This window comes from Aurantiacibacter arachoides (genome assembly GCF_009827335.1).
GTDB lineage: Bacteria > Pseudomonadota > Alphaproteobacteria > Sphingomonadales > Sphingomonadaceae > Alteraurantiacibacter > Alteraurantiacibacter arachoides.
Genome location: NZ_WTYH01000001.1, coordinates 1075315 through 1087736 on the forward strand (window position 1 = coordinate 1075315; position 12422 = coordinate 1087736).

Annotated in this window: 12 protein-coding genes; 7 read left to right on the forward strand and 5 right to left on the reverse strand. The window is 67.0% G+C overall.

All coding sequences use genetic code 11. The features are described 5' to 3' along the window. Window position 1 precedes the first annotated feature (1 nt). On the reverse strand, window positions 2–1780 hold the full coding sequence (locus tag GRI62_RS05270) for a lytic transglycosylase domain-containing protein (RefSeq protein WP_234027373.1): 1779 nt from the start codon (window positions 1778–1780) through the stop codon (window positions 2–4). Next, the gene (locus GRI62_RS05275; RefSeq protein ID WP_131452334.1) at window positions 1765–2481 is read right to left on the reverse strand and encodes a uracil-DNA glycosylase family protein; all 717 of its coding nucleotides are present in this window, start codon (window positions 2479–2481) and stop codon (window positions 1765–1767) included. The genes GRI62_RS05270 and GRI62_RS05275 overlap by 16 nt, the downstream gene beginning before the upstream one ends. An 84-nt stretch (window positions 2482–2565) precedes the next feature. Between GRI62_RS05275 and GRI62_RS05280 the strand changes: the two genes are divergently transcribed. The 7 genes from GRI62_RS05280 to GRI62_RS05310 all read left to right on the forward strand — a co-directional run bounded on the left by GRI62_RS05280 (window position 2566) and on the right by GRI62_RS05310 (window position 10664). Next, window positions 2566–4212: an electron transfer flavoprotein-ubiquinone oxidoreductase gene (locus tag GRI62_RS05280; RefSeq protein WP_131452335.1), complete on the forward strand. Its 1647-nt coding sequence runs from the start codon at window positions 2566–2568 to the stop codon at window positions 4210–4212. A gap of 106 nt (window positions 4213–4318) precedes the next feature. Beyond that, window positions 4319–5122, forward strand: a complete 804-nt coding sequence (locus tag GRI62_RS05285; protein WP_444541738.1) for a 4-(cytidine 5'-diphospho)-2-C-methyl-D-erythritol kinase — start codon at window positions 4319–4321, stop codon at window positions 5120–5122. Continuing rightward, complete coding sequence (locus GRI62_RS05290) at window positions 5119–5844, forward strand: N-formylglutamate amidohydrolase (RefSeq protein WP_131452337.1); 726 nt, start codon at window positions 5119–5121, stop codon at window positions 5842–5844. Before GRI62_RS05285 ends, GRI62_RS05290 begins: the two co-directional genes overlap by 4 nt. A 72-nt stretch (window positions 5845–5916) precedes the next feature. Beyond that, window positions 5917–7764 carry a dihydroxy-acid dehydratase gene (ilvD, locus tag GRI62_RS05295; protein ID WP_131452338.1) on the forward strand — a complete coding sequence of 616 codons (1848 nt, stop codon included), beginning with the start codon at window positions 5917–5919 and terminating at the stop codon, window positions 7762–7764. Continuing rightward, window positions 7761–8084: a hypothetical protein gene (locus GRI62_RS05300; protein ID WP_131452339.1), complete on the forward strand. Its 324-nt coding sequence runs from the start codon at window positions 7761–7763 to the stop codon at window positions 8082–8084. Before ilvD ends, GRI62_RS05300 begins: the two co-directional genes overlap by 4 nt. 4 nt (window positions 8085–8088) lie before the next feature. Then, a complete protein-coding gene (locus GRI62_RS05305) occupies window positions 8089–9471 on the forward strand; it encodes an NAD(P)H-hydrate epimerase (RefSeq protein WP_131452340.1) in 1383 nt (460 codons plus the stop codon). Beyond that, entirely contained in the window at window positions 9468–10664 is a 1197-nt protein-coding gene (locus tag GRI62_RS05310; protein WP_131452341.1) for a class I SAM-dependent RNA methyltransferase, read from the forward strand. Before GRI62_RS05305 ends, GRI62_RS05310 begins: the two co-directional genes overlap by 4 nt. Here the strand turns inward: GRI62_RS05310 and GRI62_RS05315 are convergent. Genes GRI62_RS05315 through GRI62_RS05325 form a run of 3 tightly spaced genes read right to left on the reverse strand, consistent with a single transcriptional unit; the run spans window position 10661 to window position 12420 of the window. Then, window positions 10661–11449, reverse strand: coding sequence for a hydrolase 1, exosortase A system-associated (locus GRI62_RS05315; RefSeq protein WP_131452342.1), 789 nt, complete (start codon window positions 11447–11449; stop codon window positions 10661–10663). The genes GRI62_RS05310 and GRI62_RS05315 overlap by 4 nt on opposite strands. Next, window positions 11446–12117, reverse strand: a complete 672-nt coding sequence (locus GRI62_RS05320) for an alpha/beta hydrolase family protein (protein WP_131453780.1) — start codon at window positions 12115–12117, stop codon at window positions 11446–11448. The genes GRI62_RS05315 and GRI62_RS05320 overlap by 4 nt, the downstream gene beginning before the upstream one ends. Before the next feature lie 6 nt (window positions 12118–12123). Continuing rightward, a complete protein-coding gene (locus tag GRI62_RS05325) occupies window positions 12124–12420 on the reverse strand; it encodes a phosphopantetheine-binding protein (RefSeq protein WP_131452343.1) in 297 nt (98 codons plus the stop codon). Window positions 12421–12422 lie beyond the last annotated feature (2 nt).

A 12422-nucleotide genomic window follows, 5' to 3' on the forward strand; every position in this document is an offset into this window, starting at 1 on the left:
ATCAATAGTCCGTCGACATGTAGACCCGGCCGCTCGTCGGCGCGCGGCCATCCGGAAACAGCGGCCAGCCGTTCTGCGACAGTGCCATGCGCGTGGCGGAGGTAGCGCGCGCCTGCCGCTCGTACATCCAGTAGTTGCGCATCACGACGGAGACGTATTCGCGCGTTTCCCAATAGGGGATCGCCTCCATGTACATCAGCGGGTCGCCCTGATCGTTCACCTCCGCTTCCCACCGGCGCACCGGCGTCATCCCGGCGTTATAGGCGGCCATGATCACCGGCAGGCGGCCGCGCGTGGTCGAATCGTCGCGCAGCATGATGAGGTTCTGCTGCCCGAAGGCGAGGTTGGTGGCGGGGTCGTAGATGTCGACGCCGCTGGCACTCAGACCCAGGCTGGGCGCGTGCTGGCGCACCGTGATGGGCGTAATCTGCATCAGCCCCTGGGCATTGGCCGGGCTGGTGGCGTTGGGGCGGAAGGCGCTTTCCTGCAGGATATGCGAGAAGGCGAGGGCGGGATCGACCTGCCAGCCGTTGTAGGGGGCATACTTTGGTGCGGGATAGAAACTCGCCGGGTGCGCTTCGGCTCCACTAGGCGCGTTGTAGGCGAGGGCGAGCTGCGTCTGGGGATAACCCAGCGCCCGGGCAAGGCGCGTGAGCGGCTGATACTCGCCCGGCTGTCCGATGCGGGCCTGATGCTGAAGCACCGTGCTGCCCAGGCCGTCGCGCCCGATCTCTGTCAGGGCCACCGCGACGCGCACGTTGCGGATGTTGCCGACCTGTTGCCAGTCGGCGCTGGTGAACTCCGGGTTCTCGACACGCTCGGGCAACTGGCGCCCAAGGCTTTCGGTCGCCAGCATACCGTAGAGAGTGCGGTCATCGCTGGCGGCATCGTGCATCAGGCGCGCGGAAAGGTCCGGCTGGCGGCAACGCATGGCGGATCGACCGGCCCAGTAAAGCGAAGCGGTGCGAAGCTCGGCGTTGGATGTGCCAGCGGCGGCGCGCTGAAAGGCGTCCCCCGCCATGCGGCAGTCGCCCTGCCGCCAGGCGGATAGCCCAACCGTCCAGTCGCCTTCCGCCACCCAGGGCCCGCTGCCCGCGCCCACGGTCTGGGCCACGGCCAGTGCCTCTGCATCGCGGTTTTCGATGAAGTAGCTCCATGCCACTTTCTGCCGCCACTCGGCACGCGCCTCCGAACTCAGCAGCGCATCGACCCCGTCGAGCAGCAGTCGCGCGCCATCGGGATCGTCGTTGACGATGCGATCGTTGATGCTCGCGGCAATGTCGGACGGCATGGTGCCATCGCTGATCGAGCGCGGGCGGGTGCGGCGCGGCATCGTGTTCTGCGCGTAGGTTTCACGCAGGTAAGGCAGCGCAGGCTGGCTGGTCGCCCCCCGCGTGACTGCAAGCCGTCCGATCTGCGCCGCCTGCGGCAGATCGGTGCCGGTCTGCAACCAGTTCTGCAAGGCGTAGAGTTCTGCCCGGGGGCTGTTGGCGTGGAGGTAGTACTCGGCACGCGCCACGTCGGTTAGCAGGCCGTCAGGTCGCTGGGCGATGAGCTGCTCGACCTCGGGCCAACGCTGCGCATCGATGGCGCGGAACAGCTGGCCGTAAAGCTCGCGATCGCTGGCGGAAAGCACCGCGGGGACTTCCGGCTGGGCGATGCGCGCGGTGTAGTAGGTGCGGGTATCCTGCGCACCGGCCGGCGCGACGGCCAACGCTGCGACGGACAGGGACAGGGAAAGGGCGGTAAGGGTGCGATCAAGCATCAGATGGCGGTCCATTTTTGCAGCCGCTCCCACAACAAAGCACGCTGGCGCTTGTGTTCGAGCAGGCGTTCGGGGGCGAAAGTGGCGAGAGCGGGTATGCCCGCGATCTCGCGCAAAGTATCGGGCGATGCGGCGTGGCCGAGGAGTGCGGGCAGCTTCGTGCCGAAGACCAGCACACGCTCCGGCCGGGCGAGTTCGATGTGGCGCAGCACGGCAAGGCCCAACCCTTCACGCGCCAGGTCATCCCAATCGGGATGGGGCATGTGGGCTGGCAGGGCGGCGGCGTAATAGACGGCGTCTGGCGCGATGCCGATTGCCTTGGCGATGTTGCCCAGCATTTCCCCTTGCGGCCCGGCGAGCAGCCTGTCGCGGTCGCCGTCCTCCGGCATCGGAACCAGCATGAGCAGCCGGGCCCCCGCTTCGCCCCGCGGCGACACGCGGGCCGACGGTCCGGAAACAATGGGGTTGTCCGCCGCCGTCCACCATGCCCGGAAGGCGCCGAGTTCGTGGGGCAGGGCGCTCTCAGCCACGGCAGGCACGTGAGGGGCCGGCTCTGGCTTGGCGGGCCGCGCCGCCTGTTCGGGCGCCGTATCATCCTCGACAGCCAGCCACGGCTGCACCTCGTCCGCGAAGTCGCAGTCCACGCCCGCATCGCGCCACCAGTCGAGTGCGGCTGAGTAGCGATCTGCAAGGGAAAAGGCGGAGAGATTATCCATGCCGGGGCCTTTGCCGGTCTTGACCAAGCGGTGCCCGCAACGCAAGTGCCAAGCCATGAATGTCTCGCAAAACAGGGCGAAGCGATGAGTGAACGGGAATCGATGCCGACGGACGTGGTGATCGTCGGCGGCGGCGTGGCGGGTCTTGCGGCGGCAATCCGGCTGAAACAGCTGGACGAGGCGCTCGAAGTCGTGGTGCTCGAAAAGGGCAGCGAGATCGGCGCGCACATCCTGTCGGGCGCGGTTGTCGATCCCAGGGCGCTGGACGAACTGCTGCCCGCATGGCGGACCCAGGGTTGCCCGATGGCGGAGGTGCCCGTTACCGACAACTGGCACTGGATGCTGACCAAGGGCGGCAAGATGGGGTTGCCCCACGCCTTCATGCCCCCGCTGATGAGCAACAAGGGCTGCTATACCGGCTCGCTCGGTAACCTGGCGCGCTGGCTGGCCGAACAGGCCGAGGCGCTGGGCGTGATGGTGTTCCCCGGCTTCCCCGCGTCCGAAGTGATCGTCGGCGAAAGCGGCGCGGTGGAAGGCGTCATCACGCAGGACATGGGCGTGGCGGCGGATGGCAGCCACAAGCACGATTACCAGCCGGGCATGGAAATCCGCGCCAAGTACACCCTGTTCGCAGAGGGCGCGCGCGGCAACCTGACCAAGCAGATGAAGGCCCGCTTCGATCTGGAGGCCGATTGCCAGCCGCAGGTCTACGGCCTCGGCGTGAAGGAATTGTGGGACATTCCGGTCGACAAGCATGTGCCGGGCCGGGTGATCCACACGCAGGGCTGGCCCTTGTCGGAAAGCGACACCTGGGGCGGCGGCTTCCTCTATCATCAGGCGAACGGGCAGGTCGCGGTCGGCTTCGTGACTGCGCTCGATTACAAGAACCCCTACGTCAGCCCGTTCCAGGAATTCCAGCGCTGGAAGCACCACCCGGCCATCGCCGAGTATCTGGAAGGGGGCACCCGCGTGGCCTATGGCGCGCGAGCGATCAACGAGGGCGGCTGGCAGTCCGTGCCCAAGCTCGCCTTCCCCGGCGGAGCGCTGATCGGCTGCGCGGCGGGATTTGTGAACGTGCCGCGCATCAAGGGCAGCCACACCGCGATGAAAAGCGGAATGCTGGCCGCCGAAAGCGTGGCCGCGGCCCTCGCGGCGGGCAGCGAGCACACCGAATTGATGGATTACGACGCGGCCGTGCGCGACAGCTGGATCGCGACCGAGCTCAAAAAGGTGCAGAACGCGCAGCCCATGGTGGCGAAATTCGGCGGCGATATTGGCACCGTGCTGGCGGGCGCGGACATGTGGCTGCGCACCATGGGCGCGGCGCTCGCCCCGGCGATGAAGCACCACCGCGACTACGAGGAGTTGCAGCGCGCTGACCTGCACAAGCCGATCGCCTACCCCAAACCGGACGGCAAGCTGAGCTTCGACCGGCTGACCAGCGTCAGCTACAGCTTCACCAACCACGCCGAGGACCAGCCCAACCACCTCAAGGTCTGCAACCTCGAATTGCAGCGCCGTAGCGAGCTGGAGGTCTTCGCCGGCCCCTCGACCCGCTATTGCCCGGCGGGCGTCTACGAATGGCTGGTCGAGGACGGGCAGGAGCCGAGGTTCCAGATCAACAGCCAGAACTGCGTCCACTGCAAGACCTGCGATATCAAGGACCCCAACCAGAACATCGAGTGGACCACACCCGAAGGCGGCGGGGGTCCGAATTATCCAAACATGTAGCGAGCGAGTTTTCCATTTCGTCATTGCGGGGATTCGCAAGCGATGCGGCAATCCAGAGCTGTATCGGATGACGCATCGGATCGCTTCGCTTTGCTCGCAACGACGAGTGAATGTGAGAGAGACCGCCTACGCCAAGATCAACCTTGCGCTGCATGTCCGGCGGCGGCGGGAGGATGGTTATCACGAACTCGAAACCCTGTTCGCCTTCGTAGATGCGGGCGACGTGCTAACTTCGCGTCACGCCGAGACAGACAGCGTGCAGGTGCTGGGCGAATTCGCCTCCGCGCTCGACAATCCGTTCGATAACATCGTCGCGCGGGCGCTCGGCGCCTTGCCGCGGGCCGATGGACTGGCGGTCACGCTTGAGAAGAACCTGCCCGTCGCGGCTGGTCTTGGTGGCGGTTCGGCAGATGCGGGGGCGGTGTTTCGGATCGTTCGCGAGCGTCACGGCCTGCCCGATGATTGGCGGACGCGTGCGGCGCGGCTGGGGGCCGACGTTCCGGCCTGCGTCGACAGCGTCACCTGCATCGGGCGCGGCACCGGAACCGAACTGGAACCCGTGGAGAGCGACCTGATCGGAATGCCCGTCCTGCTCGTCAACCCGCGTGTGCCGCTCGCCACCGGGCCGGTCTTCGCTGCCTGGTCCGGGGTTGACGATGGGCCGCTACCCGAGGGCTCGGTGCGCGAGATTGCGCTTGCCGGCACCAACGGCCTCGAAGCGCCGGCAATCCAACGTGTCCCCGTCATCGCCGATGTCCTTGCCGCCCTGAGCGACACCGACGCCTGGCTTGCCCGCATGTCCGGTTCGGGCGCAACGTGCTTTGCACTCTTCGACACTGCCGGCCAGCGCGACGCGGCAGCGCAGGCCATGCCGCGCGCGTGGTGGCAGATGAAAGGCAACCTTCGATGACCGACCCAGTCGCCCGCTTTATCGGGCAGGCCCAGCGCAGCGGCATCGTGGCCGTCTGCGACCACGCCAGCAACCGGGTGCCCGACGGCATCGACCTTGGCGTAACACGTGAAACGATGGAGAAGCACGTCGCCTGGGACATCGGCGCCGCCGGCGTTACCGAACGGCTCGCTCGCAGCCACGGCATCGCCGCCATGCTGGCCGAGGTCAGCCGCCTTGTAATCGACCTGCACCGGGAGGAGGACTCAAGCGGCCTCATCCCCACGACCAGCGACGGCATCCTTGTCCCCGGCAACATCGGTGCCGGCCGCGAAAGGCGGCTCGCCGACTATCACCGCCCCTATCATGCCGCGATGGAAAGCTGGCTGGACGAGGCCCAACCCGGCCTGATCCTGTCGATCCACAGCTTCACCGCCAGCCTTGAAAGCGCACCGACCGCGCGCCCGTGGGAGATCGGCCTGCTTTACAACGAGGATGATCGCGCCGCGCGCCATGCCATCCGCCTCTTCGGAGAACTGGGGATAACGGTGGGCGACAACGAGCCCTATTCGGGCAAGCAACTCAACGCCACGATGAACCGCCATGCCGAGGCGCATGGTCGCCCCTATTGCGCCATCGAGATCCGCAACGACCTCATCGCGCACGAACGCGGACAGGCGCGCTGGGCGGCGATCGTGGCCGACGTGGCGGGGCGGGTAAAGCTGGCGATGGAGAGCGCCTAGCCGGTCGATCACTTTTCGCCGGAAAAGCATTTCCTGTTTCGCTAAGCCCGGCGCATTCGCTAGGGCGAGGTCATGCCAGCCTATCGCTCCCGCACCAGCACTCACGGCCGCAACATGGCGGGCGCACGTGGCCTGTGGCGCGCGACCGGCATGAAGGACGGCGATTTCGGCAAGCCGATCATCGCCATCGTCAACAGCTTCACCCAGTTCGTGCCGGGCCACGTCCACCTGAAAGACCTTGGCCAGCTTGTCGCCCGGCAGGTGGAGGCCGCGGGCGGGGTTGCCAAGGAATTCAACACCATCGCCGTCGATGACGGTATCGCCATGGGCCACGACGGGATGCTTTACAGCCTGCCGAGCCGCGAGCTGATTGCCGACAGCGTGGAATACATGGTCAATGCCCACTGCGCCGACGCGATGGTGTGCATATCCAACTGCGACAAGATCACGCCCGGAATGATGATGGCCGCCATGCGCCTCAACGTGCCATGCGTGTTCGTGTCCGGCGGGCCGATGGAAGCGGGCAAGGTTGTCCTCAAGGGCAAGGAAGTTGCGCTCGACCTGGTGGACGCCATGGTCGCCGCCGCGGATGAGCGTTATTCCGATGAGGAAGTCGCCGAGATCGAGCGCAACGCCTGCCCGACCTGCGGCAGTTGTTCGGGCATGTTCACTGCCAATTCGATGAATTGCCTTACCGAGGCGCTGGGCCTCTCGCTGCCGGGCAACGGTTCGCAGCTTGCAACGCACTCCGACCGGCAAGGCCTGTTCGAGCGGGCGGGGCGGCTCGTCGTGACGCTGGCGAAACGCTATTACGAGGAAGACGACGAAAGCGTGCTGCCCCGCGCCATCGCAAGTTTCGAGGCGTTCGAGAACGCCATGAGCCTCGACATTGCCATGGGTGGATCAACTAACACCGTGCTGCACCTCCTCGCCGCCGCGCACGAGGCCGGGGTGGATTTCACCATGGCCGACATCGACCGCCTCAGCCGCCAGGTCCCCTGCCTCGCCAAGGTCGCCCCGGCCAAGAGCGACGTCCACATGGAGGACGTCCACCGCGCAGGCGGCATCATGGCCATCCTGGGGGAGCTTGACCGCGCCGGCCTGCTGCACACTGCGCTGCCCACCGTTCACTCGCCCACCATGGGCGACGCGCTGGCGGACTGGGACATTCGCCTGACGAACAACCCCGCGGTGCAACAATTCTACAAGGCTGCGCCCGGCGGTGTGCCGACCCAGACCGCCTTCAGCCAGAGCCGCCGCTGGGACGCGCTCGACATCGATCGCCAGCACGGCGTGATCCGCAGCCGCGACCATGCCTTCAGTCAGGACGGCGGTCTCGCGGTCCTCTACGGCAACATCGCCCGCGACGGGTGCATCGTGAAGACCGCTGGCGTGGACGAAAGCATCCTGAAGTTCACCGGCCCGGCGCGCGTGTTCGAAAGTCAGGATGACGCGGTCGAGGCGATCCTCGCCGACCGGATCGTGGCGGGTGACGTGGTGGTGATCCGCTACGAAGGGCCCAAGGGCGGGCCGGGGATGCAGGAAATGCTCTATCCCACCAGCTATCTCAAGTCGAAGAGGCTGGGGGCGGACTGCGCGCTGTTGACCGACGGGCGGTTTTCGGGCGGCACGAGCGGGCTGTCGATCGGCCACGTCTCCCCCGAGGCGGCGGAGGGTGGCACCATTGCCTTGGTGGAAGAGGGCGACATGATCGCCATCGATATTCCCGGCCGCACCATCCACCTGGCGGTCGCCGACGACGTGCTTGCCGCGCGCCGGGCCGCCAGGATGAATTGGCGCCCTGCCGCCCCGCGCCCGCGAAAGGTTTCGCCGGCCCTGCGCGCCTATGCCGCGATGACGACCAGCGCGGCGCGCGGCGCCGTGCGCGATGTCAGCCAGATTGAGCAGGATCGTTCGTGAGAGCGGCTTTGCTGGCTTTTGTCTTGCTCGGTGGATGCAGTTCCGGCGAGGCGCTCCCCCAGGGACAGCCTGTCGAGTGCGCGCTGGGCGGTGCCGCCGGGTTCGCGCCGGACTGCACGATGGAGCGTGCCGAGCGCGGCGATGCCCGGCTCCTCGTCGTGCGCCACCCCGATGGCAGCTTCCGCCGCTTCGAACTCGGGGTGCCGGGACGCGGGCTCGTCACCGCCGATGGCGCTGACGCTGCCAGTGTCCAGCGCGGCGACGGCACCGTGGAGGTGCAGGTTGGCCCCGATCGCTATCGCCTGCCGGTAGCGGGATAGCCGCGTGGCGCCGAACCAGATCCTGACCGCCGCACAGATGCGGTCTGCCGAACAGCGGCTGATCGACGGTGGCGAGACGGTCGAGAGCCTGATGGAGCGCGCAGGCGCCGGCGCCGCGGAATGGATCTGGCGCCTGTCGGGAGGGCGCGCGGTCACGGTGCTGTGCGGGCCGGGGAACAACGGCGGCGATGGTTACGTGATCGCCCGCGTGCTGGCCGCGCGCGGCTGCGATGTGCAGGTTGTCGCCCCGATTGCTCCGGTTACGGATGCGGCAACGACTGCCCGGGCACGGTGGAACGGCACGCCGGTCCAACGCGCCAGCGGCGAGGTTTTTGTCGATTGCCTGTTCGGCACGGGGCTCGCCCGACCGCTGTCGGATGACTTGGCGCATTCATTGTCGGACCTTGCCCTGGCGCACGAGACGCGGGTCGCGGTGGACCTGCCAAGCGGTGTCCACAGCGATACCGGCGCGCTGCTCAACGACCACCTACCGGATTATGACCTAACGCTGGCGCTGGGCGCATGGAAGTGTGCGCACTGGCTGATGCCAGTATCCGCAAAGATGGGTGAGCGCCGCCTGATCGACCTCGGCGTGGGTGAGGGATCATCCGATCTTGCGCTGGCTCAGCCGCCCCGGCTGCGCGGGCCGGCGGCGGATGAGCACAAATATTCCCGCGGCCTGGCACTCGTCATCGGCGGCGAGATGATCGGCGCAGCGGTGCTGGCTGCGCGCGCGGCGCAGCATTCGGGTGCGGGCTACGTCAAGCTGCTGAGCGAACATTCGCATCCCGATCTGCCCGCCGATGTCGTGCATATCGACGGTGACCTGGAAGAGGCACTGGCGGACGAGCGGTTGAACGCGGTGCTGGTGGGCCCCGGCCTCGGCCGTGGTGATCTGGCGCGTCACGTCGTGGCGACAGTGCTGGGCCATGACAGGCCTACAGTGCTGGATGCCGATGCGCTTGCCATCCTGTCGCCCGAGTTGGTGCCGAGCGATCCTTCGCGCATCCTGATCACCCCGCACGCGGGCGAACTTTTAACGCTGTGCAAGGCTTTCGGCATCGTGCGCGAAGGCAAGGTCGAACAGGCCCTTGCGCTGGCCGAAGCGAGCGGAATGACGGTTCTCGCCAAGGGGCCGGACAACGTGCTCGCCGCGGCGGGCAAGGCGACGATCTCTCCGCCCGCGCCGCAGTGGTTGAGCACGGCGGGGACGGGGGATGCGCTGGCGGGCATCGCCACCAGCAGGATGGCCTGCGGCGAGACGCCCTCAGCCGCAGCGCTTACGGCTGTAACGGTCCATGCAGAGGCCGCTCGCCTGGCAGGTCCGATGTTCTCGGCGTCCGGACTTATTGCCTCAATTCCAGAAGCTTGTGGATCGTTCCTGTGACTATTGCCGAAGAGATATTGCGTGTTGCCGCCAAGGGCGACGGCGTCACGGCGAGCGGCCGCCACGCGCCGTTCACCGCGCCGGGCGATGCGCTGCTTTCCGATGGTTCAATCGAGCGCGGTCCGCATCATGTCGATCCGCCTTGCCGGCATTTCGGCACATGCGGCGGCTGCCAATTGCAGCACTGCGACGAAGACACCTTGGCCCGGTTCGTGCACGAGCGCGTGGTGTTTGCCGCGGAGGGGCAGGGACTGGAGCCGCAAACCGTGCTGGCGCCGGCCATGTCTCCGCCCCGCACCCGCAGGCGGGCAAGCCTGCGCGCCATCAACGGCGGCGGACGCCCCTTGATCGGCTTCACCGAGGCAGGATCGCACAAGGTCGTCGACATGCGCGAATGCCATGTCCTGTTACCCGAACTGTTCGCCGTGATCGAACCGCTGCGGCGCTATTTCAATCGCTTGCGGGGTAAATATGCCATCGGTATAGAACTGGCGCAAACCGATCGGGGGCTTGATCTCGGCCTTTCGGGTTTCGCGCCTGAAGGTCTGGACCAGACAGAGGACCTGCTGGCATTTTGCCGTGAGCAGGGCCTTGCCCGCCTGACCCTTGACCAGGGTTACGGGGCCGAGGCCTTCTGGGAGCCCGAACCCGTCACCGTGACGCTTGGCGGATTCCCGGTCACCTATCCGCCCGGCGCCTTCCTTCAGGCCACGGCACAGGGCGAGGCAGCGCTGGTGGGCGCGGCGCGGGAATGGCTGGCGGACTGCACCAATGTGGCGGACCTGTTCGCCGGCCTCGGCACCTTTGCTCTCGCATTGGCCGGACCGCGTAAAGTGACCGCTGTCGAGGCGGATCGCACCGCCATTCTCGCCTGCCGGTCGGCTGCGGGTTCCGCGCGGTTGCCGCTGGAAACGCAGCACCGTGACCTGTTCCGCAATCCTTTACGGCCTGAGGAATTGCTGGGGTTCGACGGCATTGTCCTCGATCCACCGCGGGCCGGTGCGCGGGCGCAGGTCGAACAGCTGGCGGCCAGCCAGGTGCCGCGTATCGCCTACATCAGCTGCAACCCGTCAAGCTGGTCACGCGATGCGACCTTGCTGACCGCGGCGGGTTTCCTTCTCGCCGAGTTGCGACCTGTCGGGCAATTCCGCTGGTCGACCCATGTCGAACTGGCGAGCCTGTTCGTCCGCTAGGCGCGCAGCCGGTCCAATATCTGCTGGTCGAGCCAGTCCCTGGCGTGCGGTTCCACGAAAGCGTGCCCGGCGCCCGGACAATGGCGAACGTCGAGCGAGCGGGTATCCACGGCAGCGGCAAACGCCTGCGCCGTGCGATCGTTGCCGGCGAGCAGGAAGGTGCAGGTTTGATTTTGGTTTTGAAGGCCTTGCGCGAGTAATCTCGCAAGCTCGCTAACCTCTCCGGCCGGAATGATCGCACCGCGCAACCCCTGTGCCAGTTTGCGCAGGTCCACTCCGCCGCGCACAAATCGCATGAGTTCCGCAGGATTTTGCAGCTTGGCGAGATAGCGGGAGCGGATGGCCGATGGAGGCAGTGCACCTGGCGTATCCTCGGACCTGACATCGTCGAACGTCCACGGATTAGCGGCGATGAGCGCATCGATACCGTCACCGGGCATCAGGATAAGCGCGCTGGCGGCGTCGCAATTGCCAAAGGCGACCAGCCGCTTCACCGCCGAACATTCCTGTCGAAACGCGGCGATGGCGGCGCGAATATCCTCGCCGCTGTAGCGGAAGCCGCGGTTCTCGCCCTCGCTGTCGCCCACGCCGCGCCGGTCGAAGCGGAACACCGGGAACCCGGCGCCGGCAATCCGCCCGGCCAGCGCCGCCTGGCCGGCAAAGGCGCCGCTGCGGATCTCGTTGCCGCCGCTGACGATCAGCAGGCCGGAAGCGCCAGCTGCCTCGTCCAGCGTTCCTGCCAGCCTGTCGCCGTCACAAGGGAAGTCGAGGTGGCGGCGGGTCATGCCAAGCGTTCCGCCACAGCCTTGGCCAGGGCGGCGGACTGGGCTGCATCGTGCGATGGCTCTGCGCGCAGCCAGAGCCCCGCGCCGCCGATGTCCGCCTGCGACAGGGCAGGTATGTCCGCTGGCTGCGCAGCTTCCAGATCGCGCAGCATCGCGGGCCCGAGGCGGTAGCCTGCAAGGTCGATCCCCTCGCGCCGCCCATGCTCCAGCAGGGCCTCACGGTCACTGTCGCGCCCGGCTTCGCGATCGGCAATCATCCTGGCGCGCACCATGCTGCGCAGGATCGCGGCGCCCGAGACTGGCGCATAGGCCAAGGTTGGTAGCGGCGCGGGAAGATTTGCGGGCAGCACCAGCGCCCCGCCGCGCACGGCCAGTATCGCGGTCGCCTCGAACGTCCGGGCGCAGGCCGCCATGCTGTCACGCCAATCAGCCAGCGTCTGGCTTTCGAGCGACTGGAGGCTCTCGTTCGTGCCGGGCAGATCGGCCATCACGCTGCCAATGCCTCCGTCGGACAGGGCGCGCATGGTCTCGATCAGGAAGCGGCGCAGCTTGTTGTGTTCATCGAACAGCGGCGGGATGATCAGGATCCTGCACGCCGAATCCGTGTCTATCGTGACCGCGAGTTCCTCGCCACCGGCAGGGCTGCGCCAGGCGGCCGCCCTCAGCATGGCCACTCAGCGATCGGCGCGCTTCTGCGTCGCGAAGGCGAGCAGCCCGCCATAGGTTTCCAGCATCTCACCGTCGACCTCGTCATCTTCAATGAGGATGTCCAGCCTGTCCTCGATCTCGGTGAGGAGACCTGCGACCGCCATGGAATCGAGCTCGGGAATGTGGCCGAATAGTCCCGATTGCGTGTCCAGTTCGGCCGCACGTTCGGCGGACAGGCCCAGCACGTCTTGCAGCACCTGCCGCAGGACCAGGTCGATATCGCCGCCGGAAGGCTCCGCGGCAACGGGAAGGTGGCTCGCCATAA

Bases quoted from the DNA above. Each gene is read 5' to 3' on its own strand.
- GRI62_RS05280 (WP_131452335.1), top strand. From the start codon at position 2,566: ATGAGTGAACGGGAATCGATGCCGACGGACGTGGTGATCGTCGGCGGC.
- GRI62_RS05315 (WP_131452342.1), bottom strand. From the start codon at position 11,449: ATGACCCGCCGCCACCTCGACTTCCCTTGTGACGGCGACAGGCTGGCA.
- GRI62_RS05275 (WP_131452334.1), bottom strand. From the start codon at position 2,481: ATGGATAATCTCTCCGCCTTTTCCCTTGCAGATCGCTACTCAGCCGCA.
- GRI62_RS05290 (WP_131452337.1), top strand. From the start codon at position 5,119: ATGACCGACCCAGTCGCCCGCTTTATCGGGCAGGCCCAGCGCAGCGGC.
- ilvD (WP_131452338.1), top strand. From the start codon at position 5,917: ATGCCAGCCTATCGCTCCCGCACCAGCACTCACGGCCGCAACATGGCG.
- GRI62_RS05270 (WP_234027373.1), bottom strand. From the start codon at position 1,780: ATGGACCGCCATCTGATGCTTGATCGCACCCTTACCGCCCTTTCCCTG.
- GRI62_RS05320 (WP_131453780.1), bottom strand. From the start codon at position 12,117: ATGCTGAGGGCGGCCGCCTGGCGCAGCCCTGCCGGTGGCGAGGAACTC.
- GRI62_RS05325 (WP_131452343.1), bottom strand. From the start codon at position 12,420: ATGGCGAGCCACCTTCCCGTTGCCGCGGAGCCTTCCGGCGGCGATATC.